The 21,881-nt window shown below is 61.2% G+C and carries 21 protein-coding genes; 4 read left to right on the forward strand and 17 right to left on the reverse strand.

Annotated features, from left to right (window positions below; all coding sequences use genetic code 11):
* Nucleotide 1: 1 nt before the first annotated feature.
* Nucleotides 2–1,564, reverse strand: a complete 1,563-nt coding sequence (locus tag ACYQ00_RS14315; protein ID WP_205228840.1) for a minor capsid protein — start codon at nt 1,562–1,564, stop codon at nt 2–4.
* Nucleotides 1,564–3,072 (reverse strand): phage portal protein family protein, encoded by a 1,509-nt coding sequence (locus ACYQ00_RS14320; RefSeq protein WP_205228841.1) that lies wholly within the window; start codon nt 3,070–3,072, stop codon nt 1,564–1,566. The genes ACYQ00_RS14315 and ACYQ00_RS14320 overlap by 1 nt, the downstream gene beginning before the upstream one ends.
* 299 nt (nt 3,073–3,371) lie before the next feature.
* Between ACYQ00_RS14320 and ACYQ00_RS14325 the strand changes: the two genes are divergently transcribed.
* Nucleotides 3,372–4,682, forward strand: a complete 1,311-nt coding sequence (locus tag ACYQ00_RS14325; protein WP_455697346.1) for an ATP-binding protein — start codon at nt 3,372–3,374, stop codon at nt 4,680–4,682.
* Nucleotides 4,683–4,766: 84 nt separating this feature from the next.
* Here the strand turns inward: ACYQ00_RS14325 and ACYQ00_RS14330 are convergent, their stop codons facing one another.
* From ACYQ00_RS14330 to ACYQ00_RS14340, 3 genes are read right to left on the reverse strand one after another with little or no spacing between them, the layout of a single operon-like run.
* Nucleotides 4,767–6,290, reverse strand: coding sequence for a terminase large subunit domain-containing protein (locus tag ACYQ00_RS14330; RefSeq protein WP_205228843.1), 1,524 nt, complete (start codon nt 6,288–6,290; stop codon nt 4,767–4,769).
* Complete coding sequence (locus ACYQ00_RS14335; protein WP_192623669.1) at nt 6,290–6,568, reverse strand: hypothetical protein; 279 nt, start codon at nt 6,566–6,568, stop codon at nt 6,290–6,292. Before ACYQ00_RS14335 ends, ACYQ00_RS14330 begins: the two co-directional genes overlap by 1 nt.
* A complete protein-coding gene (locus ACYQ00_RS14340) occupies nt 6,565–6,837 on the reverse strand; it encodes a hypothetical protein (RefSeq protein WP_415519341.1) in 273 nt (90 codons plus the stop codon). The genes ACYQ00_RS14335 and ACYQ00_RS14340 overlap by 4 nt, the downstream gene beginning before the upstream one ends.
* Nucleotides 6,838–6,977: 140 nt before the next feature.
* On the opposite strand from ACYQ00_RS14340, the gene ACYQ00_RS14345 reads away from it, so the two are divergent.
* From ACYQ00_RS14345 to ACYQ00_RS14355, 3 genes are read left to right on the forward strand one after another with little or no spacing between them, the layout of a single operon-like run.
* On the forward strand, nt 6,978–7,172 hold the full coding sequence (locus tag ACYQ00_RS14345; protein WP_011366959.1) for a hypothetical protein: 195 nt from the start codon (nt 6,978–6,980) through the stop codon (nt 7,170–7,172).
* 33 nt (nt 7,173–7,205) lie between these two features.
* Nucleotides 7,206–7,580: a hypothetical protein gene (locus ACYQ00_RS14350; protein ID WP_045668318.1), complete on the forward strand. Its 375-nt coding sequence runs from the start codon at nt 7,206–7,208 to the stop codon at nt 7,578–7,580.
* Nucleotides 7,561–8,475, forward strand: a complete 915-nt coding sequence (locus tag ACYQ00_RS14355; RefSeq protein WP_460032799.1) for a tyrosine-type recombinase/integrase — start codon at nt 7,561–7,563, stop codon at nt 8,473–8,475. Before ACYQ00_RS14350 ends, ACYQ00_RS14355 begins: the two co-directional genes overlap by 20 nt.
* A 600-nt stretch (nt 8,476–9,075) precedes the next feature.
* Here the strand turns inward: ACYQ00_RS14355 and ACYQ00_RS14360 are convergent.
* From ACYQ00_RS14360 to ACYQ00_RS14415, 12 genes are all read right to left on the reverse strand, one after another.
* The gene (locus ACYQ00_RS14360; RefSeq protein ID WP_015721258.1) at nt 9,076–9,576 is read right to left on the reverse strand and encodes a hypothetical protein; all 501 of its coding nucleotides are present in this window, start codon (nt 9,574–9,576) and stop codon (nt 9,076–9,078) included.
* Nucleotides 9,577–9,667: 91 nt separating this feature from the next.
* The gene (locus ACYQ00_RS14365) at nt 9,668–9,946 is read right to left on the reverse strand and encodes a hypothetical protein (RefSeq protein ID WP_239882994.1); all 279 of its coding nucleotides are present in this window, start codon (nt 9,944–9,946) and stop codon (nt 9,668–9,670) included.
* 3 nt (nt 9,947–9,949) lie between these two features.
* Complete coding sequence (locus ACYQ00_RS14370; protein WP_460032800.1) at nt 9,950–10,720, reverse strand: hypothetical protein; 771 nt, start codon at nt 10,718–10,720, stop codon at nt 9,950–9,952.
* 490 nt (nt 10,721–11,210) lie between these two features.
* Nucleotides 11,211–11,807, reverse strand: coding sequence for an RloB family protein (locus tag ACYQ00_RS14375; protein WP_460032801.1), 597 nt, complete (start codon nt 11,805–11,807; stop codon nt 11,211–11,213).
* Entirely contained in the window at nt 11,807–13,153 is a 1,347-nt protein-coding gene (locus tag ACYQ00_RS14380; RefSeq protein ID WP_460032802.1) for an AAA family ATPase, read from the reverse strand. The genes ACYQ00_RS14375 and ACYQ00_RS14380 overlap by 1 nt, the downstream gene beginning before the upstream one ends.
* A 93-nt stretch (nt 13,154–13,246) precedes the next feature.
* Nucleotides 13,247–16,552, reverse strand: coding sequence for a CHC2 zinc finger domain-containing protein (locus ACYQ00_RS14385; RefSeq protein WP_460032803.1), 3,306 nt, complete (start codon nt 16,550–16,552; stop codon nt 13,247–13,249).
* Between the two features lie 2 nt (nt 16,553–16,554).
* Nucleotides 16,555–18,783, reverse strand: coding sequence for an SF1B family DNA helicase RecD2 (gene recD2 / locus ACYQ00_RS14390; protein WP_460032804.1), 2,229 nt, complete (start codon nt 18,781–18,783; stop codon nt 16,555–16,557).
* Nucleotides 18,735–19,217 carry an ERCC4 domain-containing protein gene (locus ACYQ00_RS14395; RefSeq protein WP_460032805.1) on the reverse strand — a complete coding sequence of 161 codons (483 nt, stop codon included), beginning with the start codon at nt 19,215–19,217 and terminating at the stop codon, nt 18,735–18,737. The genes recD2 and ACYQ00_RS14395 overlap by 49 nt, the downstream gene beginning before the upstream one ends.
* On the reverse strand, nt 19,217–19,690 hold the full coding sequence (locus tag ACYQ00_RS14400) for a DUF669 domain-containing protein (protein ID WP_013219083.1): 474 nt from the start codon (nt 19,688–19,690) through the stop codon (nt 19,217–19,219). The genes ACYQ00_RS14395 and ACYQ00_RS14400 overlap by 1 nt, the downstream gene beginning before the upstream one ends.
* Nucleotides 19,691–19,702: 12 nt before the next feature.
* Nucleotides 19,703–20,473 carry an ATP-binding protein gene (locus tag ACYQ00_RS14405; RefSeq protein ID WP_460032806.1) on the reverse strand — a complete coding sequence of 257 codons (771 nt, stop codon included), beginning with the start codon at nt 20,471–20,473 and terminating at the stop codon, nt 19,703–19,705.
* 26 nt (nt 20,474–20,499) lie between these two features.
* Nucleotides 20,500–21,516: a PD-(D/E)XK nuclease family protein gene (locus tag ACYQ00_RS14410; RefSeq protein WP_200174595.1), complete on the reverse strand. Its 1,017-nt coding sequence runs from the start codon at nt 21,514–21,516 to the stop codon at nt 20,500–20,502.
* Nucleotides 21,513–21,851 carry a hypothetical protein gene (locus ACYQ00_RS14415; RefSeq protein WP_013258642.1) on the reverse strand — a complete coding sequence of 113 codons (339 nt, stop codon included), beginning with the start codon at nt 21,849–21,851 and terminating at the stop codon, nt 21,513–21,515. Before ACYQ00_RS14415 ends, ACYQ00_RS14410 begins: the two co-directional genes overlap by 4 nt.
* Nucleotides 21,852–21,881: the final 30 nt, after the last annotated feature.

Raw genomic sequence — 21,881 nt, forward strand, 5'->3', positions numbered from 1 at the left:
ATCAGGAACCTGCCTTCACCTGCCGGAGAATCCACTTCCTCAACGTTTCCTCGGTCGCCAGCCGGATCAACGCCTCGACGAGCTGCTGCTTGTTCTTGAGGATGCCGATACCGTGCTTCTGTTTGGCCGCCGCGAGTTCCTTGCCCATCAGGCCGCTGTGGTCCACGCCGGGCTCCAGCTTGTCCAGCAGCTCGATGGTCTCCTGCTTGGTCATGTTGAGGGAGATGCCGTTTTCCTTCGCCATCTCCTTGAGCTGCTGGGCGGTCATGCCCTCCAGCCCCTCGGCGGGAGGGATCTTCGCCATCTGGGCGGCGAGCAGCTTGGCCTGTCTGAGTTCCGCCTGCTTCAGTCCCAGCAGCTCGACCAGTTCTTCCTTGGTCCGCAGCAGACCGATCTTGTGTTCCTTGAGCTTGGCGCTGAGCGCCGCTCCGGCCAGGTCACCGTGATCGATCCCCGGTTCGGCCAGATCGAGCAGCTTGATGAAATCGGCCTTGGTCCGGGCAATGGCCACGCCGTTCTGTTTCGCCAGGGTCTGGAGCTGTTTGACCGTCAGCGAACCGAGGTCGGCGATGTCGCCGGTTTCAAAGGCGCTCTTGAGCTTGGCGTTCTCCTTGGCCTGGGCATCGGCCATGCCTTCCAGCACATGGGGCGGTAGAATGCAGGCGTCCCCCTGCGATGCCTGGGCGGCGGCCTTGGTTGCCATCTCGCTACCGCAGACGGTCATCGGCCAGGCCACGATGTTGGTACAGCGGCAGTGCGGATGCGCGGGTTGCTGGGGGAACTTGTCGATGGGAAAGGTCTTGCCGTCCAGGCCGCCGCAGACCGGGCACATGCGCTCATCCTCCATGGCCAGCCATTCCAGTTTCTGGATGCCGACCCGCTCGTGGAATTTGAGCCTGCCCATGTTGTGGGCGCGGAGGACCTCGGTGCGGGCGATCATCTCCATGCGGTACTGAGCCTTGTTGAACACCCGGCTTCCGGCCTGGCGAAAGGAGTCCTTGTCGATGATCACCTTGCCCATATCCCGGACGATGTCGTCGGCTCCCTTGCCCGTGGCGACGCCGTTCAGGATGGTGCGCTTGATGCCGTCTGCGAGTTCGCGGTGAACGTCACCGGCGAGTGTGAGGTTGTACTGCGCCATGAAGTCGAGAGCATTGGTGTCGACGATGGTGAACACCTTGGTGGCCAGCTTGTCGATGCCTTCGGGTTTGAGGTCGGCGTAGAACGGCAGCGCCGCGTCGGCGAGTTCGCCGATTCCCTGCTGGATGCCGAGCTTGAAGGAGTCCTTGGTTGTCTTGCGAAAGACCAGGGTCTGCTCCCGCTTGAGCCGCTTCATGGTGTCGTCGAGTTCGAGCTGGAGCTTTTCCAGCCCTTTGAGGGCGGCGAGCTTGTTGTCCGGCAGGGAGCCGAGGGAGCGGTACTGGAGAATGGCGCGGGCGACCTCGTCTTCGGCCTGTTTCAGTGCCTGGGTGAGTTGGGCCGTGACCTGGTCGTTGTAGCGGTTGCGGGCCGTCAGGCTTTTCAGGGTGGCCGCCTGGATGCGCTGCTTGAGGTCCGACGGCATCAGCGGGGCTCCCGGCGGTCGATGAAACGACAGGCCGGGGCGTCGAAGGTGCGCTCGCTGTTGTGAACCCGGCAGTGGTTGGTGTCAGCAATGAAGTGGCTGCACTCGTCGCACACGGCAGCAATGCCGGTGGACTCCAGGTCGCCCGACCAGACCAATGCCGCCTCCGCCGTGGGTTCATCGTCCTCGGCCGGAATCCCGAGCATCTTCCGGGCGCGAGGCACGCTGAGGATGCCGGAGACGACCATATCCACCACCGGCTTCACCTGTTTCTCGTCCATCAGGTCGATCTGCTTACGTTCGGTCTCGCGGTTGGCGGCCTCGATGTCCGGGTCCAGGTCCATCTTGAGCTGAAGGCTGGAGCGGCTGATGAGTTTGCGGTCGTAGAGTTCGATGAGGAGCTTCTTGAAATCGACCGCGTCGCTGGGGTCGAGGTCGTTGAAGATGAACTGGATGCTCTTGTCGCCGTGGCCGTTCAGCTCCATCCAGTCGTCGAACACCCAGTCGAGGAGCTTGCGTGCGGCCTGTTTGATCTCGCGGATCATGACCATCATCTTCTGCATGCTCACCGAGGCAGTGGCGAAATTCGGACCGTCGCCGGTCACCAGCGAGCGAGACAGACCCAGGGCTACCACGATGTCTTCCTTCACCTCCTTTACCTTGTCCTCGACGTTGAGGACCTGACCGTCGGTGCCGTGGGTTTCGACATTGACGTAGAACGGGACCACCAGGCCACTTTTCATGTCCATCTTGTTGACCATGTCGCGAACCTGTTCGAGCATCCGCTGGTCCGGCATCACCATCTTCTGGCCGAACGCGCCGCCCACCTTGAGCAGACGGAACGGCGTGGCCCAGCGCTTGGCGATGGCCTGTTCGGCCCGGCGGTAATCGCGCAGCAGTTCGATGGCTTGAAAGGCGGGAAGCACGAGGGAGTTGCCCCTGGGCGAAAAGGCGGGTGCGTCCCATTTGAGATGGACCACCTGCTCGACGGGCAGCGGGATGGATTCGCCACCGCCGGGGGTGTCCTCGGGAAATTGCCGGGCCTCGATCAGTTCGCCCTGGGCGTATTTGACCTTGACCGAAACCGGGTTGACACAGACCAGCTCCTCGATGTCCTGGCCGGACTTGGTGAAGCGCTTGAAGCCGATGGCGTCGCCTTTCACCAGGAGCTGAAGAACCATGTCCTTGATGAACTGCGAGACGTTCAGCCGCCAGGCGGCCTCCAGAGCCTGTTCCTTGAGGTTCTCGTCATCGCTGGTGATCTTGATCTCGTCGCCCACGGCGAAAGTGCGCCAAGAGTTGACGCAGTTCTTCACCAGCGGCTCCTCGACGTAGTATTCCCAGGCCTTGCGGGCGCGTTCTTCCCAGGTGGCCGGAATCGCTTCGGCGGCGTTGACCTTGCTGAAGGCGGCCGAGTCGAGCGCTGCCGCTGCGGCCAGCGGCGCGATGACAAAGCCGGTGGTGTCCAGGCTTTCGGGTTGTTCGTCCTGATGGGCGGTGCTTTCCACGTGATCCTCTCGGTAGTTTCGGCCATGACAGCCGCACATCCGGCCCGTGTGGGCCGAACCCGGCTCGATGCCGGTTACTTACCGGAGATGGGTGGAAAGCGTCGGAGGATGAGTTTGGCGGGTGGTCAATATGCAAAACCTCTTCATTTGAGAAGAAGTAAAGAGGTTTTGCATCAGACTGCATTGAGGCGGCCGAGGCCGAAACCAGAAATTTACCTTGCCATTTCAAGCCTAAACTGGCAATAATTATTTCCGGTTGTTATATTGACCGGAAAAATTGATAGCCGGAGGTTTTCGCGATGATTGACATGCTTAAAGAAATAATCCTCGATTTTCAGGAGATTGACCTTCCGACGGGTGTGCCCAGGCGGGTTGCTGTTTCGCCAGTGCCGGGAAAAGCCACGGTTTGCATCGGTGTGCGCCGCAGCGGTAAATCGACTTTCATGTTCCAGCTTATGAAGAAGCTGCAGGACACTGGCGTTGCCCGTCAGAACATCCTCTATCTGAACTTCTTCGATGATCGTCTGCATAGTCTGCAACACGACAATCTGGGTGTGATTCTGGAAGCCTACTTTTCGCTCTATCCGGAAAAAAAGAATGCCGAGAAGGTTTATTGCTTTTTCGATGAGATCCAGGTCGTACCTGGCTGGGAGCCCTTCGTTGACCGCTTGATGCGCATGGAAAAGTGCGAGGTGTACATTACCGGGTCGTCGGCTCAGATGCTCTCACGAGAGATAGCGACCCAGATGCGCGGCCGGGCACTCTCCTGGGAAATGTTCCCGTTTTCATTCCGGGAGTTTCTCGACTACAAGGGGATCGAGAGCGACGGTCCACTCTCGACCAAAAAACGTCTGACTGTCCAGAAGGCATTCGAGGAGTACTGGGAAACCGGTGGCTTCCCCGAGGTTGCAGGCCTTAACCGTATGCTGCGAATCAAGACCCACCAAGAGTATTTCAACGCAATGCTGTTCCGGGACCTTGTTGAACGCCATGATATCTCTCACCCCAAGGCGGTCACGGATCTGGCGCATTGGCTGGTGGACAATACGGGTTCCCTCTATTCCATCAACAACCTGACCGGCTACCTGAAATCCCTGGGGCACAAAGCGCCGAAACCCGCCGTCTCCGATTATCTCGAATGGTTCGAGGATGCCTACGTTCTGTTCACGGTGCGCATCTTTGACGCCTCGCTGGCCCGGGCCAACACCAACCCCAAGAAGATTTACTGCGTCGATCACGCGCTGGTGACGTCGATCAGCTCCGGCATTCTGGTCAACTCGGGCCATCTTCTGGAGAACCTGGTGTTCACCGCGCTGCGTCGGGTCACGCCGGATATCTTTTACTACAAGACCAAGGCGGGCCGGGAGGTTGATTTCATCGCCGGACGACAAGGCCCGTCCCGCAGGCTTGTTCAGGTTTGTGAATCGATGGCCGACCAGCAAACCCGCAAGCGGGAAACCACCGCGCTTGCCGAAGCCATGACCGAACTGAAACTGTCGCATGGCATTATCGTGACGCGTAACGAGGAAGAGCAGATACAGGTAGATTCCGGAAAAATTGACGTGGTGCCCGCCTGGCGGTTTCTGCTGAACATGCCGGAAAGCGCCTGACATCCAAGCCACGGCCATTCCCTGGCCCTCGGGCATCAGACCTATTGTTGCCACTTCCACAAAACTGGTAACGATTTGTCTGGTTCAGATAAAAATCGGGTTGGTGAGCACCGGCTTAAGCGAGACCACCTCTTCGCCGACCGGGTCGAGGTTGCCTTCCTCCCGGATCAGCATGGCGCAGCGCACCGCGTCAATGATGTGGTCGTTGCCCTTGGAATAGATGATCTTGCCGTCCCGCAGGGTGTAGGTGTGGGTGGTGAACTGGTCCTCCACCTCCAGGTCGTCCGAGGGGAAAATGACCTGCTTACGCTGCAGGGCTCCGTTGATGAGGCTGGTCATCAGCTCCTTGGTCCGCTTCTTGATTTCCTTGCCGTCGCGGACCGCCAGCCGGGTCATGCCGCCGAAGTCGTATCCCTTGAGCCTGCCTTCCAGCTCCAGCCCTTTGTACTTGTCCAGGGTGAGCAATTCCTGAACCACCGCCAGACCGTTCCCGCCGTTGTCCACGCCGATGCCAGCCGGGGTGTAGTAACGCTCCAGCAGCGCGATGATCTGGGCGATGTGCGGATAGGAAACGTGTTCAAGATGCACGCGCAGGATCATCTTCAGCAGCGTCCGCTCGCCGACCTCCATCTCCTGAAATACGACGATCTCGGTGGGGTCGTTGGTGTAGCCCAGGTCGCCGCCGACCCAGAACTGCCCGCTGCGGGGAGTGAGGTTGAGCAGCATCTCCAGCCGGTCGTGGGCCGCTTCCTCGGTATCGCAATCGCGCAGCTCGGAATCGGTGATGACGATCTTCTGGTACTCCAGCAGATCCTGCCGACAGAGGTTGAACTGCTCGACATTGAAGGCCCCATAGGAAGGCTTGCCGTGTTCACCGGCCACCTCGTGCTGCCAGCCGGAGCTGTCGCGGCCGCCGTAGAACTCCAGCAGTTCGGCCTCGCGATCTTCGGTCCACAGGGGATTGAGCCAGGACGGCCAGCGGAACACATGGAACTGCTCCGACGAGGTGAGCCGGTAATAGGTGGTGTCGCGCAGGCCGTTGGGCGTGGAGTAGATGCGCAGGGTTCCCCCGGCCTTGAGGCACTGGCGCAGCGCCTTCCAGGCCCGTTCGGTCAGCCAGGCTCCTTCATCGACCCAGACGCGGCCCACGTGCAGGGACCGGAAGGCGTCGCCATAGGCCCCGGCCGGGCGGAAATAGAGCACCGAACCGTTGGTGAACTCCAGCCGGAAATAGGGTTTGCGGTGGATTTTGGGTTTGCCATATTTGGTCAGGGCGATGCTGTTCATCAGATCCGGGTTGGTGTCGAGCTGGAACTCGATCTCCTCGATGATGGTATCGAGGTGCCCCTGGTGTGGAGCCGCGATGAGGCCCTGGCCGCCTCGGGTGGTGAAGGCGTAATGGAGCGCGTCGGTCGAGAGCACGATGGACTTGCCCACGTCCCGGCCGTCGAGGTGGATGATGTTCTTGGCCGGGCAACGCAGGTCCTCCACCTGGTGCGGCCAGTAGTCGCGGCCTGAGCCATCCCGGTTGTAGAGGTAGGCTTGCCCCCACAACACGGGATCGCTCAGGGTCGCCGCGAGTTTGCGCTCCTTGTCGGTTACCGCCATCAGTGCATTCCTGTCCTCAAGGCGTTGCCGAGGATGGTGCCCACCAGTTCCGTCAGGATCTGCTGCACGGCCAGGGTGTTCTTCCGGTCGTGGACAGCCTCCTGAATGTCGATGATGGCCTGGTCCAACTCCGCCCAGGCCCGGTATTGCTGCTGGGCCGCTTCCAGACGGCCGAGGGCGTTCTCGATCCGTCCCGCCGCCAGTTCGGTCCCGATTTCAACCAGGGCCTCACCGGCCTGGCGGACGGCATCGCTGTTTTCCTGAAGGATCTCTTTCATTGGCCTGCCTCCTGGTTCGATCCGTTGGCCCACTGGTCAAGGGCTTCCACGGCGGTCTGCAGGCGCAGGCCGACACCGGTCAGGCGCTCGGCGTCCGGGTGGCCGACCTCGCGCAGCGCCTTGTTGGCCTCGGTCACATACTCGGGCGTGTGGCGGTTGACGGTGGCCACCGCCGACTGGATCTGGGCCGGAGGCCGGTAGGTGGCGCAGCCGGTCATGATCCCGGCCAGGACCAGCGGGATGGTCCATTCGAGGGTCTTCTTCAACATGTTGATCTCCTTTGGGTTAGGGGTTTGGGGTACATACAGAAAGATCTCTGCAAACACTTGATTTCCAACGAAATAGAAGCGTCATTGGATGTGACGCGGGATGGTCCCGCATCCACGAAAACCGGAACCGGAGGCAGGCCATGACCTACGACAGAAACCGCCAGCAGGCACTCAAGGCGTACCGAGAAAAGCAGGAGAACATCGCCCGGCTGATCGAGGGCATTCGCGGCAAGCTCGAAGCGGACGCGAAACAGCCGGACATCACCTGGGCGAGCGTCGGCTCCCTCGGCCACGTCGAGGAACTGCTGCGGGAGCTGGACGAGTTCCTGTCCTGAACACACCGGGCCACCGACAAAGGAGACATCGACATGACCGAATGCACCGTGCATCAAGCCGCCGAGGCTTTCATCGGCCACCTGCGGGAATCCGGAAAGAAAGAGCGGACCCTTTACACCTACCGGAAGGACCTCGATGCGGTTGAGGCCTTCTTCGGCGCGGATCGCCAGCTCGCCGAGATCCGGCTTCCCCAGGTCGGCAAGTTCTACAAGTCCGACCTGCTGCTCAAACTCCCCGACGGCAAGGAGCGGGCTGAGCGCACCATTGCCAAGACCATTCGGGTGTTCCGCATGATGATGGTCTGGGCCAGGGAGTCGGGGCGCATCGAGGAGTTGCCTCTGCCCAAGAGCACACCCATGGGCCACAGCCGGGTGAAGGAGACCAGCGATGAGCAACCGAACGGCTGACCTCGACCTGACGGGCGCGACGGAGGCGTTCTGTGCCCGCCTGTCGGCCGAAGGTCGCTCCCCTGCGACCATAGCCGCATACCGCCGGGACCTTGCCCTGGTGGCCCGCGTTGCCGATGAGCTGGCCCCGGGTATCGTCTGTCGGGCGGTCACGGCAGGATTCCTCGACCAGGTGTTCTCCGCCGGGGCGGTCACCGAGAGTGAGCGAGGCCCACGCTCGGCGGCCTCGCTCCATCGGATGAAGGCGGCGGTGCGGGCGTTTTTCGCCTGGGCCGCCGAGGCGGACGTGGTCGATGACAATCCGGCCCGGTCCATCCGCATGCATCGGCTGCCGAGAAAGCTGCCGGTGTTCCTGACCACCGCCGAAAAGAAACGCCTGCTCAAGGAGCTCAAAGGACGGACCGACTTCTCCGCGCTGCGCGACCGCGCCATGATCGAGGTGCTGCTGGGCACCGGGATCAGGCTTGGCGAGCTGGCCGCGCTCGACATGGATGACATCGACCTCGACGCCAAGCATCTGCGGGTGCGGGCCAAGGGGAATGTGCCGCAGGTCAAGTTCATCAAGACCGACCTCCGTGCATTGCTTCGCCGTTACCTGGCCGAGCGCCGTCGACACGGCCGCCCGGAAATGGAAGCCCTGTTCCTGTCGAACCGGGACGGCAGACTCTGCCAGCGGCAGATTGCAAACCGGCTCGCCCACTGGCTGCGGAAGGCCGGGATCGAAAAGGAATTGACGCCGCACGGGCTGCGGCACACCTTCGCCACCCACCTCTACGGCGCGACCAACGACCTGCTCGTGGTGCAGCGGGCCTTGGGGCACCGGGACGTGTCCACCACCCAGATCTATACCCACCTCGTGGACGGTCAGCTCGAGGAAGCCCTCGAACGCCTCTGATCCTTCCGGACCCGACGATGGGAGCGGCCTCGGCTGCTCCTGTTTTCGTTGGCCGAGACAGTGCCGAAGACAGTGAATGACAGTGCCCGCAGAAGAACACATCTGCCGATGATGAATGATCATGACGATGGTTCTCAGCCTCCCTGGCAGAGCGGGAAATATCGATTGACCGGAATTTCTCCTTTTCTGTTTGTCGGCCGCACATGGCTATAACTGCTTGGCTTGTGCGCTCCGGGCGCGGAACACACATGGCAATATCTGCTTGGCATATGCGAGGGCCGCTGTCGAAGGAATGGCTGTTTGCGGGGCTTGGCCGGTTCTGACTGGGGCTCGACATGCCCATATTTACTTGGGTTGTGTGAGAGAGCCCCGGCGTGAACATGCCAATATCTACTTGGGTTATGCGGCTCGGCTTATGCGTACACATGCCAAGCGGATATCGAGAGCTGCAGGAAGAAATCGAGGAGTGGGAATGATGATCGGCCGCCGGAGAATGCCGATTCCGAAAGTGCAAGGAACACGTCTTATCCGCAATCCCTGGTGAAGCTGTCTGCCGCAAGTCGCCGTGTGCCGGGGTCATCGGAAAAGCCCTCCATGGTGTTATCCGCAATTCTTTCCGCGTTTCTTGCGGCCGGAGGGTTTCGCGCCCGGGGCGTTGGCGGCCTCGGCTACCTTTTCGAGCAGCGCCGCCGCCCATTCTGCCGGAGAGGTCTGCGGGCCTTTCGGCTCCTCACCCTCGCGGGCAATCTTGGTGGTCTTGAGATCCTTCATGTGGCAGCGGATCATCCGGTCGAGCTTTTCGGCGGCGTCCGTGTTCCCCTCGATCTGGGCGCGGACCAGCTTCACCGAGTAGACGCCCACCAGCTCCACCTGCAGGAAGTCGCTGGACTTGTTGAACTCGAAGTCCTGGTTGAGGCGGTCGATGATCGCGTCGAACATGACCTTCTCTTCCGGCGTCAGGCAGCGGTCGGCAAAGATGCCGTGACGCAGCCGGTTCTGATTGCCCTCGGGCGCACCAGGCCCGCGCCGGGGCGGTTCGGTCTTGCCCTCGTTGCGGTGCCAGCGGTCCAGCGTCTCTTTGTCCGGTTTGTTCAGTGCCACGTGGAAATCCTGCGGAATATTGTTTTCCCAAGCCGGGATGCGGGGCGGGAGGCCGATTTAGCCTCCAAACGCGCTCCCGCCGGTTCAGGGGTTACTTACCGGAAGCGGCGGCCAACTGTCGGTCCCGATCCTGTTTTCGTTCGGCGGCGATGATCTGATTGACCCGGCGGGTGGTCACTCCGGCGAGGTTGGAGATCTCCTGGCTGCTGATCCCCTGCAGATGAAGGGCAAGCACCAGGTCGCGGCGCTCTTGGTAAAACCGGCTCGGTGCCGGAACCCAGAGAATCCCGGTGTAGTGCTTCTGGATCTGCGCGAACAGTTCCTCGGGCAGAACATCCTTGGCGTTGGCGTAGCGTTTCTTTTTCTTCACGGCTCAATCCTCCACTTTCTTCATCCATGGCTGCGGCACGTCCGGGTTGTAGAACCGCAGCGTGCTGGGACGCCCGGACTTCGGCCCGTGGACAATTTCGATAAAACGCTCGGTGACCTCGCCAATCTCCTGATCGCCATCGACGAAACAGACCAGACCGTAGTCCTCGCCGCAGGGAAACCGGAAGCGGCCCTGGTTCTGATAGAGCCGTGCCTCGGACCAGCCCTTGGCCATGGCCTCCTCACGGATGGTGTCGACCTTGGCGACGGCCTGGGAAGTCACCGGCTGCTTACATTTCCAAGCTTGGTTCCCGGGATAAAGCCAGTCCTTTCTGGGAGCTTCGACGGGTTTCTCCTGGGGCTCGGAACGAAGCGCGGGTGGCCGGTAGTTCTTTGGGGAAAAGGACTGCAGGACCTCTTGTAGGCTTTCCTTGCCGAATTCTCGGATGGCCAGCTCCTGCAGGGCGTTGAATCGCTGCCGTAGCGTGTTCCAGGCATCGTCGGGGAGTTTTCCGGCCTTGTGCGCGGCTTGGGCGGTGACCATGCGGGAACGTAGCCAGGCAAAGTATTCAGGCGACAGACGGCGACACAGCGTGCCGTCGATCTCCATGTCTTCAGGCCAGTCGCGGGCGTCTTCGATCTCGTGGATGTCGAGCCCGGTGGAGACATAGATGGCGGGCTGCGGTGGTTGCGGTGGTAATAATGGGGTTTCACATCCGGCCGAGGCTTCCTGCCCTCCGGCGGTGTGCTTGATCATGGTTTTCAGAAGGCTCATGGTTTCAGGCTCCAGAAATACGGGTTAATCGCTTTTCCCGTTACTTACCGGAGCTGCCCTGAAACCGTCGGTGACCACCCGCTGCGGTGGATATGTGCGGTGGTTGCGGTGGTCGTGCGGTGGAAGGTTTTCTCGTCCCACCGCAGGGGATGGCGCTTTGTTTGTTATTTGTTTTTAGATAGTTATGAAGAAAGAGAAGATAGAGTGCGGTGGTTGCGGTGGTATTTGGGGAATGTCTCTCACGCTGGGCCGGAATTTCTCTAGCGGGAAACGCCAGGTTGGTAGGAAGGAAAAATATTTCAGCCCATAGGGGGTGAGACCTCTGGGTTTACCACCGCAACCACCGCAAAGGCCATGAAAGCCTTGTCTGGCAAGGGTTTGGCGTGCGGTGGTCATCCACCGCAAGGGACAACGGTGATCACCGCACCACCGCAAAAGAAAAGGACGCCCGAGAGCGTCCTGGATGATTGGGGATCGAATTGGTTGAGGTTCAGACCTGGAGAATGTTTTCGACCAGCTTGTAAACCGTGGTGCCGCCAAGGGCTCGTGGCCAGTCGGCACAAGGAGGATTGTCGCGCAGCCTGGCGCGGCGGATGGCCTCATCGATTCGGTCGCGGGTGATCTTGCGTGCGTCGATCCCCTTGTCGTAACCGGGAAGATGCCGCTTCAGCCGGTCGCTGCAATCCCGTGACGATGCGATGCCGGTGCCGTCCTCGAAATGGAGCAGCAGCCAGTATTCGAACTTGGGGTTGCTCAGGGCGAAGCCGTAATTGTCGCGTGCCTGAGCCCAGGCATGAAGCTGGTCCAACTGTTCGTCGGTCCACTGATCCTTGTCCACCACGAGCCAGGCTTCGTCGGAGGATCTCAGCTCCTCCTGGCGGAGATGGTCCTCCATCCGCTTCAGGACCTGCGGCGGGGAGCTATCGTGGCTGCCTTTGAGACAGTTCACCCGGATCACCGATTGCTGGTCATTGAAGATGGCGAAATACTGCGGCTCGGTCTTCACGCCTTCCACCGCGATCACGAACAGTTTGCGGTAGCGACGCTCGCCAAGGGGTCTCTGGAATTTGCGTCTCTTCGGCGGCATCAGTCATCCCCCTCACTTTCCTCGGTGAGGCAGGGATTGGTCAAAGCGCCTCCCAACAGAATCCGGGGAATCCCACCCAGTCGCCCCTGCAGGTAGCTCTTGCGGATATCCTTGTCGTATCGGACATCCTTGTACTCGCTGAAGGAGAGCAGGTTCGAAGCTCCGGTGGCGTCTCTTTCGGCGACCCACATCTCGTCGCGGCGCAGGAGTTGCTGATCCATGAGCAGAACGTCATGGGTGGTCAGCAGCAATTGCGTTCTGGTTTCCGTGGAGCAGTTGGCCAGGTACGCTTCGAGCAATCTGCGTGTCAGCAGCGTGTGCAGGCTGCGGTCGACCTCGTCTATCACGTAGACCTTCTTCGAGACCTGGGCCGACAGCTCAAGAAACGCGGGCAGCAGATCGATCACCCGCTGCGAGCCGTCGGACTCCTGACGGATCTCGAACTTGGCTTCCGTGCCGTCCGCCTTCGGATGATAGGTCACCAGCTTCTTGGCGATCAGCTCGCCACTTTTGCGGGTCACCACGAACCGTTCGTTGATCGGCTCGGTCAGCAGACGAACGGTCATGCCTTCCTTCACGTCTTCCTGCAGCTTGGTTTTCAGCGGCTCGGGCAGCGGAATGTTTTCGAAGGGGATCTCCTCGCCACCCAGGTGCGCGATGCCGGTGTCGAGCTGCGGCAGCATCTCGTTCATGGTCGAGTAGAGCGGATGCCCCTCGTCGAGGAACTGCTCGAACGGTTCGAAGCGGGAATCGGGCGCGACCAGCTCGAGCGTGTCCTTGAACCAGTCGTAGACCGGCCGGAAATTGTCGACCTTCTGGGAGACCGAGTTGGTCAGAAAGAGTTGATTGTCCCGGGTCCCTTTGAAGGCGAACTGGAGGAACTGGTCCTTGGCCAGGGAATCATCGAAGTTGGGCTTTCCGTCTCGACGGTGGTAGAGCACCTTTTCACTGGTGCTGGTGATGACCACCAGCTTCTCTTCCAGAACCGCCTTGCGGGTCACCGCGAAGCTGAACTCGTAAATGATCTCGTCGATCAGCAGCTCGAAGCCAAACCGTGACGGCTGATCGGCCACCTTGGCGTCCAGCCGAAACGGCTCGACAGGAATCAGGCTGTCGGGCTGGGTCCCCTTGACGACCAGCGCCTTGGCGAAACTCAGTGCCTTGAAAAAGTTGGTCTTGCCCGACGCGTTGCCGCCATAAATTGCCGCAACCGGAAGAACTCTCGTCTGGTACTTGCCGAGCTTGGGAACCCTGTCTCCATGCTGGCGCTCCCTGCTGGCGACCATCGAAAATGTGACCTGGTTGCGGAAGGACATCCAGTTTTCGAGTGAGAAACTGACTATCATCTTACCGCCTCCTAAAGTGAAATATTCGCTTTATCATGCCTTTAATATAGGCATGGGCGACCGGAAAGTCAATCTAAAAGAGAAAATATCTCGTTAAACACCTTTGCTGCTGATCCGGTACTCGAAGTTCTTGGTGTGGGCGTTGCGCTGCCGGACGATATCGAACCCGGCATCCCGGATGACGTCCAGGTCGTTGCTGATGCGCCGACCGAGCTGGGCGGGCTTCTTGTATTCGAACTCGATGTTGAATTCCCGGCCGACCCTGCGCAGCGCCGCGAGCAGCCGTCCCGCAGACACCGGTTCCATGGTGTTCTCGTTCTCGAACCTCACCTGGTAGCGTTCGATGAACCCCACCACATGGTTTGCCCGGTCGTCCTCGCCGTAGCGGGCCTTCTCGTCCAGCTCCACCGCGTTCCGATAAGCGTGGAAGAGCGACGCCAGCGCCGTTGCGATGGGGTTCGACTCCCGGGCCATCTCCTGGCTGGTGTCGTTGATGGAATGGATCTGCTCGATGAACAGCGGGCTCAGCTCCTCGAGTCCGGTAGTCACCTCGTGCTCCTCGGACCCGGCCAGCATCATCAGGTACATCAGGCTCAAATAGTCGTTGCACCGGCGCTTGCCATGGGTCGGCATGGTTCGGTGCAGCAGACGCATGACCTGTTTCTGGGCTCCGTCCCGGATCATCGCCAGCACATGGCTGGTCCGCTTCATGATGGCCGAGATGATCAGATCCCGGTTCTGCTGGATGGCGGAGATGACCTCCGATTCCAGAAAGCAGTCGCTGGCCTGGTTGGCGAGGTCGAAGTTGATGACGAAGGACCTCGACAGGATCTCCGAAAGCTCTCCGCACAGCGGCTCGATGCCGGTGGTGTTCAGCAGGCATTTGGTCCGCTCGGTGATGGTCTCGCTGTCGGTGCCGCTCTTGCGTTTCTCCTTGGCGATGCCGGTGATGCTGGTCAACATGAAGGTGGTCAGATCCTCGGTCATCTGCTTGACCTCGATGTTGTCGAGGACGATGAGCGGGTTCTGGGAACCATCGGTGTAGTTCGCCGCGTCGGTGGCCTTCTTGTGCTGGGGCTCGCCGTAAAGCAGTGTCGACGTGATCTTGCTGGCGGTGGTCTTGCCCGATCCGGCCGAGCCCTCGAAGCGGGTCATGGGCCGCGTCCCGGCGAAGTCGATCAGCAGGAAGCAGGAGAGCCAGGAAAGGATGAGAAAGCGATCCCCCTGCGGGCAGGTCATGTTGCCCACCAGCAGATCGACCAGGAGCCGGTCCGCCTCTTCGAGGTCGGCGTCGGGCAGGAATTTCAGCGGCTTCATCTTCCGCGAGCCGTCCAGGATGATGCCGTCCTCGTTGCCGCCGTTCTTCATGATCCGGATCTCGTCCGGGGTGATCTTGGCGATCTCGTGCTCCGGATTGTTCAGATTGAAATAGACGGTGTAGGAGGCCACATCGGTGTGCAGCCAGGAGAAATGGTCGCGCACCTGGCCACGGATCATGGCCAGGCTGGGCAGCACCTCGAAAAATGTCCGTCCGCCGCCCGTGGTCGGCACCATACCCGTGTGCTTGTAGAGCATGGCCGCGTAGTGGCGCTTGCGGCCCCGGTCCGGCGAATCCATCCAGTAGATGGCGTTGTCGAAATACATGAACGGCTCGCCCTGCAGGGTGTGAAAGAACTGGGCACCGTTGGCGGTGAACCAATCGTAGGCGGCCTCGGCGGCCAGGGTGTAGTCGGGAGCTCCGTTCTCCAGCTCCGTGTCGATCAGCACCTCGTCGACCCGGGCGCGGCACGATCCGGGCATCGCGCCGGACATCCGCTTGGCCTTCTTCTTTTCGTTGCGGAACTCGACTTTACGGTCCTTCTGGATGGCGCGGATCTGCTCTTTGAGGGTGGCCATCGAAACACCACCGCCGATGCGCTCCTGCACCAGCTTCAGCAGACGGGCCTGTTCCAGCGGCGACTGCTCGGAAATCTCCCCCAGGATCGGTTCGAGCAGGCGGTTGCGTTCCTCCTCTTCAGCGCCCTCGGGCAGCGAGCGCACGCCGAACTCGATGGGCGTGCTGGCCTCGGCGAGCAGACGTTCGAAATCCTCCCGGGTATGCCCGGCGGCAATGTAATCGTTGACGTCGATCTTGGCGGTGGCGAGAAGCGCTTCGGCCGCCTGAATTTCCTGGGCGGAACGCCCCGCCAGCAGCTTGGCCAGCTCCTTCGGCCCCACGCTCGCCGTCAGGCTGAAGCGTTCGGTCAGCTCCTGCCGGGCCGAGATCTGTGTCTCCGACAAGGGCAGCGTCACCAGGCGGGTGTCGATCTTGTGTTCGGCCAGGGTGCGGGCGGTTTGCAGCGCCCCTTTGAGACCGGCCTGGGAGAGCTCGTTGTCTTGACAGATGTAGACGGTTTCGACGCCGCGCAGCTTGGGGATCAGGCGCTCCCAATCGGCGGCCCGGATGCGGACGGTGACCGGAGATACGGTGGGCAGGCCCAGTTGCATCAGCGCCAGGCAATCGGTCACCCCCTCGGTGATGATCACCTTGCCGGGCCGGGCCAGCAGACAGTCCTCGTTGAACAGCAGCGCGTTGTTGATGAAGTCGGCGACGTAGGGCCGCTGGTGCTCGTCATGAACCGGCAGTTTCTTGTATTTCCCTTGCTCCCAGCCCACGTCCGGAGTCCACGGCGTCTTGCGGCCGATCATGAACACTACCCGGCCACGGCTCCAGTAGGGAAAGACGATGCGGCGCTCGAAAAATGGCGTCAGGCCGTCCTGGCTGGTGGGACGGAAAGCGCCGGTGGCGGCGAGCTCCCGCTTGGAAAAACCGTCCTCACCCCCGGTCAGTTGGGCGACCGCGCCGGACGCGTTGTCCGCGTAGCCGATCAGGAGATCGTCGATGGTCTCCTCGCTCAGGGCGTATTTGGATTTCAGCCAGTCGAGGACCTCCGGCGACTCCTTCAGCCTGGCGTGGTAAAGCCTGGCCAGCGAGGTCAACGCGTCCTTGACCCGCAGTTCGAAGGCGCGGTCGGCCTCCGTCTGGGCCAGACGCTCCTGGCTGAGGCCATAGCGCGACAGCGGAGGCAAGCCCGCCTTCTTGGCGAGATAGTCCCGGGCCTGACGGTGGCTGTCCGGCATCGGACCAGATTGCCCGGCGGTGACCGAGCCCGTCTGAATGAACTCAACGAGCTGCAGCACATCACCGCCGACTCCGCAGCCGAAGCAGTACCAGCCCTGCTTGTCGAGCATCACGTGCAGCGACAGACGCGACTGGCTCTGATGGTTGGGGCAGTCGCACATCAAGCGCTGGCCGGTCTCCTGGGTGATCCGTCCAGGCAGGAGTTCCCGGGCCACCTCACCGATGTCCATCTCGGTGACGAGCCGGTAATATTCCCTGACGTTATCCGTTCCGCCCATACTCATTCGGCCTCCGCGACACGGGCGAAATCGGCTTCCGCGTGTTGGGCGGCGTCCAGGAACAGGGGCAGAAAGGTCCGGCGGTCATCCACCTGGCAACGCTTGGCGCAGTTCTGGATGCCCCAATGGTCACCCAGGACAATGGCGGTGCGCCGGGCACGAGTCACCCCGGTGTAGAGCAGATTGCGGTGGTGCATGAAGGAATGCGCCTTGTGGACCACCACCACGGCGCAGGGGAATTCGGAACCCTGGGTTTTGTGGATGGTGAGCGCATAGGCGAGCTGCAGGTCCTGAAGGTCGGGCGAACCCTTTTCCATCTCCACCGGCATGCCGTCGAAGTCGATGACCAGGGTGCCGTTCGCGAGGACATCAACCACATAGCCGATGGCACCATTCATCACATTCAGGTCGTAATTGTTCCGGGTCTGGATGACCTTGTCGTGCTTGAGAAACGGAGCGCGGCGGCCCATAGCGACCGTCGGTACCTCGGCGTTCCAGAGCTTGCGCTGGATGAGCCGCTGCAGTTCCTCGTTCAATTCCTTGGTGCCGAGCGGCCCCTTGTGGGTCGGCGTCAGCACCTGCACGTCCTTGATGATGTCGAACCCCAGGGCGTCGAGCCGCTCCTGAAACAGCTCCAGCAGGAACGAGCGTGCCGCCATCGGGTCGGTGAACTGATCCACCAGATACCAATCCCGGCATCCAGCCACCGATGCCTCGCTGGTCTTGCGCACCTCGCCCTTGAGAACGGCGGTGCAGTTCTCCTTGAGGACACCAGCCTGGCGCACGACCTTATCGAGGATGACCGTGGGGATGGCGCGTGTCTGGATCAGATCGCGCAGGATGTTTCCGGGTCCCACCGGCGGAAGCTGGTTGTGGTCACCGACCAGCAGCACCGTGGTCCGCGACAGGTCGACCGCCTCGAACAAGTGCCAGGCCAGGGGCACGTCCACCATCGAAAACTCGTCGACCACCAAGACGTCGGCATCGATGGGGTTCTCCTTGCTACGCGAGAAACCCTTGCCGTCATAGCCGAGCAGACGGTGGATGGTGGTGCCGCTACGGCCGCTGACTTCCTCCAGGCGCTTGGCGGCCTTGCCGGTCGGCGCGGCGAGCACGACCTCCAGGTCGCTCTCCTCGCAGATAGTGTTGATGACCGAAATGGTGTAGCTCTTGCCCGAACCGGCTCCACCCGAAATCAGGCTGATGCTGTGCTGGAGGGCCGAGCGCACCGCTTCGAGCTGCTTCTCGTTCAGCGTTGATGCGCAGCGCCGAATCAGGGCATCGAGTTTCTTGACGGACTGGAAATGCGGGTTGGGTGTTTCGGCCTGGCCGAACAACGAGGCCAGCTCCCGCTCCATGCGGACGATCTCCGGCAGAGCGACCACGAAACGTCCGCCGTGGGAATCGCAGGAAAGCGCCTGTTCTTCGATGAGCGCGTCGAGGGCGCTCTCGATACGGACCCGGCTGTCCAGGGCATCCATGACCAGCAGCAAATTGGCCTGGTCCACCAGATCCTCGTATTCTATCCAACAGTGGCCATTGTCCAGGGCTTCACGGACGCAGAAATTCAATCCGGCCCGGATACGAGGGGTATGGTCCTTGGGGGTTCCCAGCTTGCGGGCGATCTTGTCGACCTTCTTGAAGCCGAATCCCCGGATCTCCCAAATGAGGATGTACGGGTCTTCCTTCAGGATATCGAGGCAGTTGCCGCCGAGTCTTTCGACCAGGGTGGTGACCTGATGATGGGTCAGGCCGAATGCCGACAGCCAGGCCATGACGGTGTTGACGCTACGGTTCTTCAACCATTCGTCACGCAACCGCCGGGCCGCGTCCAGGGGCAGTCGAGCCTTGAGCGCAATGCGCTCGGGGTCGTTCAGAAGGGTTTCTTCAAAGGCGTCGCCGAAGCTCTCGACGATCAATCTGGCCTTGGCCGGTCCAATGCCCTTGATCTCCGGATGGTTGGCCAGATAGTGGATCAGCCCCTCCGGATCGAGTTCGAGGTCGTGCTCCATCCCGTCGACCTTGAACTGACGGCCGTATTTGGGATGGGTGGACCACGACCCGAGCAGGACCACAGGCTGATTTTCCCGGGCGAACAAATTGCCCGCGAACTGGACTTCCTCACCGGCCGGGGTGAGCAGTCGGCCTGCGGAGAACTTGGGTCCGGCATAGTAAACGCGCTCTATTCTTCCCCGGAGTCGCGCCGGGTTACTCTCATTTCTTTTTGGCATCTCGCGATCCTCCGGTGAAAACGTGTCAGGTACTCCTCGACAAAACGGCAGGCGGCCTGCCGGTCCGAGCAGAAGTAGACGGGGACACCGAAGTCGACGACGATGGAGGCGACCGTTCCGATCAGCGCATGCGGGTGGGCATCGCTGCGGTAGCGGCCATCGACCAGATCGCGAAAGTTGCACTCGACAACCACGCAGGCGGATTCGTAGGCTGAGAACTTTTCCAACTCGCGGTGAAACCGCTTTCGCCCCCGAATGACGGTGGAGACGAAATCCGTCAAAGATTTGCGCTCCACCGCCACCCGTTCCTCGAGGCCAACCAGCGAGTAATCACCGGCGGGCAGCGCCTTGCGAACCGCCGAAACCTTATCGCTATCGAAGCTGTAGGGCTCCTGTTCGCGGGTGTCGACGACAACGGTGATCCGGTCCATCATCAGAACGGGATCATGTCGTCCATCGCCGCGCCGGGAGCCCCGGCATCGTCGGCCATGACAATGCGACGGTTGAAGTAGATGTTCTCGTTTTCACCGCGAGTGCGCTTGGTCACCTCCAGCTTGATGTTGAGAAGCTGCTCGAGGTGGCCCGGCAGGTCGGAGAGCTTCTGAAGCTGCAGCCCGCAGGTGTAGAGGTCCTGCTTGAGCCACTTGATGTTCTCGTTGCTGGCCATGACGTTGTTGCGCCAGAGCAGACGACCCTTGTGGGTCGGCGCGAGAATGCGCAGAGTCCACTTGAGCATGGGATTGCCCGAGGTCTGGGCGCGGGTCAGTTCGACCCGGTCGACGTTGACCTGGTACTTGCCGTCGGGGACGGCCTCGAACTCACGTTCCTCGACTTCGGCGGTTTCAAAGGCGTCGTCGAACTGCGCCAGGTCGAGGTTGCTGCTGGATTGGTTTTCGTAGTGTTCCATGGTCGGATCTCCTTACTGTTGAGGTTTCGCCGCCGCACTCGCGGTCGGCTCCGGCTTCGGCCGGGCGGCACTCGCCGCAGCTCCGGCTGCCGCGTTGTTGAAGGCTTTCACGAAGCTCGAAAAATCGAGGGGGATGACTTCGGGGAGTCGGCCGGTGCGGTCACCGGCGTCGTAGTTGGGACTGGGCTTGGTGCGCATCACGCGCTGCCAGACCGGCTTGCCGTCCTCGCCGGTTTTCATGTCCAGGTCGCAGAACAGGATCAGGTCCACCAGACCGGTGACCAGCTTCCGCGCCTTTTCCGGAAGCGTCGGCACGATGCGTGTGTGTTTGCCGGTCCGGGTCTCGATCTCCCGCTCCTGAGAGTGGGAGATCAGGATCAGCCCGTAGGGCAGGAAGGCGAGCTTGTTGATGACGCGCTGGAACTCGTTGTTGATCAGCGCGTAGCCCTTGCCGTAGCCTAGGTCGGACTCGTGCTCGATCTTGAATTTCTTGCAGACGTAGTCCGAGCACATCTTGTATGCGTTATCCACCGTGTCGACGACGATGGTCTTGAACTCGTGCTTGCCCTCGGCGATCTCGGCGCAGGCTTGCAGAAGGTCGTCCCAGCAGGTGATCGGGGTCTGGAACACCTCCAGGGCGTTCAGACCCGGCTCGGTCGCCAGGAACAGTGCGTCATCGGCCTTGGAGCACCAGGTGCTCTTGCCGATCTTGCTCGGGCCGTACACCAGGGCGGTGAGGTCCGAGAGCGTGTGTTTGGGTTTGCTTTTGGTCTTGGGAAGCATGGCTTCGTCTCCTTATGGTTGGGATTTCAAAACACCGGAGCGGCGTCTTCACCGGCTCCGTCCCGCAGCTCTTCGTGCGGGGCGATCCGTTGGAAATGGTTTTCGATGACGTTGGGGTTGCCGCCCGAGCGGCAGAGCTGGAAGTAGGCGCAGGGCCTTCCGTACTGGAAGCAGTAGCTGGTGTTGCGGTAGAAGGTGTCGCGCCGACGGGCGTCGAGCATGGCCTTGGAGAGTTCCCACAGCTCCGCCCGCAGTTCCTCGAACTGGTCGCGGGAGATGTAGAGCACCTCGCGGTGGAACATGCCCGGCTCGAGGTATTTCTCCTGGAGCCGCTGCTGAAAGGTGTCGTCGTCCTCCGGCAGCTTGCGCTTGGCGCTGCTCTTGCCGGTTTTCGACTTGGCGATCAGCTCCGCCCGGCGGGCCTCGAATTCGGCCTCGGTCTCACCCTTGCCCTGGCGCAGCTTGGCCTTGACCAGGACGTTGTAGATGATGCCGCTGACCGTGATGCCGAGGGTCTGCTCCAGGTACCAGGCGTAGAGGATGATCTGGAAATCGGTCCACAGCCGTTCCAGGTAGCTGGCGTCGATCTGCGAGGCGGTTTTGTGTTCCAGCAGGAAATACTGGCCATCCTGACGGACGATGCCGTCCACCTTTCCGGCGAGAATGAAACTGCGCGAGGTCGCGCCGGTCGCCGGGTTGACGATGGGACCTTCGAAGGTCTTTTCGAGCGCGACGACCTCGAACTCTTCGGCCGGGTAGTGTTCCGCATAAGCGCTCATCATGGCCCGGGCGAGATGCCAGTCGGCCTGTTGATGATCGTCCTGAGCCCGGTTCGGATAGGTCCGGTCGATGTGGTCGAGGACCTTGGCCAGATCCCGCTCGCCGTGCCAGCACTCCAGGCAGTCGTGAATGACCGAGCCGAAGGCCAGATTGGGGTCGCGCTCGAGCGGCACCAGCTCGTTGATGTAGCGCCACTTGCAGGCCATGCGGCAGTTGCGGAACAGCCGCCACATGGAATAGGTGGTGGTCATTAGCTCGCTCATACCGCCACCCCCGCTGTAGCAGCGGCGGGCGCTGCGCGATGCTTGGAGGCGCAGGCACAGCCCGACGGCTGGGTTCGTTCGATCAGGACCGAGCGTTCGCCGTACTCCTTGGTGGCGAAGCCGGTAAAGATGCGGGCGAGATCACTGCCGACATCGGTGGAGGCGTCGATCACGCAGGTACGGCGGGCCTTGTCCAGATTGAACCGGCTCTCCATCCGCACACGGGAACGTCCGTGCAGGCTTTCGACGGCCAGCATCGCCAGCATGAAAGTGTCTTCCAGTTCCTGGGCCGGGACCGACTCGTCAAAACGGTACTTGTAGGTGTCGTGAGTCATGGTTGAACTCCTCTTTTGTTCAGGTTCTGA

This window comes from Megalodesulfovibrio paquesii, from assembly GCF_054653055.1.

Coding starts and splice junctions, on each gene's coding strand:
- ACYQ00_RS14315 (WP_205228840.1), bottom strand. CDS start 1,564: ATGCCGTCGGACCTCAAGCAGCGCATCCAGGCGGCCACCCTGAAAAGC.
- ACYQ00_RS14325 (WP_455697346.1), top strand. CDS start 3,372: ATGATTGACATGCTTAAAGAAATAATCCTCGATTTTCAGGAGATTGAC.
- ACYQ00_RS14330 (WP_205228843.1), bottom strand. CDS start 6,290: ATGGCGGTAACCGACAAGGAGCGCAAACTCGCGGCGACCCTGAGCGAT.
- ACYQ00_RS14335 (WP_192623669.1), bottom strand. CDS start 6,568: ATGAAAGAGATCCTTCAGGAAAACAGCGATGCCGTCCGCCAGGCCGGT.
- ACYQ00_RS14340 (WP_415519341.1), bottom strand. CDS start 6,837: ATGTTGAAGAAGACCCTCGAATGGACCATCCCGCTGGTCCTGGCCGGG.
- ACYQ00_RS14345 (WP_011366959.1), top strand. CDS start 6,978: ATGACCTACGACAGAAACCGCCAGCAGGCACTCAAGGCGTACCGAGAA.
- ACYQ00_RS14350 (WP_045668318.1), top strand. CDS start 7,206: ATGACCGAATGCACCGTGCATCAAGCCGCCGAGGCTTTCATCGGCCAC.
- ACYQ00_RS14355 (WP_460032799.1), top strand. CDS start 7,561: ATGAGCAACCGAACGGCTGACCTCGACCTGACGGGCGCGACGGAGGCG.
- ACYQ00_RS14370 (WP_460032800.1), bottom strand. CDS start 10,720: ATGAGCCTTCTGAAAACCATGATCAAGCACACCGCCGGAGGGCAGGAA.
- ACYQ00_RS14375 (WP_460032801.1), bottom strand. CDS start 11,807: ATGCCGCCGAAGAGACGCAAATTCCAGAGACCCCTTGGCGAGCGTCGC.
- ACYQ00_RS14380 (WP_460032802.1), bottom strand. CDS start 13,153: ATGATAGTCAGTTTCTCACTCGAAAACTGGATGTCCTTCCGCAACCAG.
- ACYQ00_RS14385 (WP_460032803.1), bottom strand. CDS start 16,552: ATGGGCGGAACGGATAACGTCAGGGAATATTACCGGCTCGTCACCGAG.
- recD2 (WP_460032804.1), bottom strand. CDS start 18,783: ATGCCAAAAAGAAATGAGAGTAACCCGGCGCGACTCCGGGGAAGAATA.
- ACYQ00_RS14395 (WP_460032805.1), bottom strand. CDS start 19,217: ATGATGGACCGGATCACCGTTGTCGTCGACACCCGCGAACAGGAGCCC.
- ACYQ00_RS14400 (WP_013219083.1), bottom strand. CDS start 19,690: ATGGAACACTACGAAAACCAATCCAGCAGCAACCTCGACCTGGCGCAG.
- ACYQ00_RS14405 (WP_460032806.1), bottom strand. CDS start 20,473: ATGCTTCCCAAGACCAAAAGCAAACCCAAACACACGCTCTCGGACCTC.
- ACYQ00_RS14410 (WP_200174595.1), bottom strand. CDS start 21,516: ATGAGCGAGCTAATGACCACCACCTATTCCATGTGGCGGCTGTTCCGC.
- ACYQ00_RS14415 (WP_013258642.1), bottom strand. CDS start 21,851: ATGACTCACGACACCTACAAGTACCGTTTTGACGAGTCGGTCCCGGCC.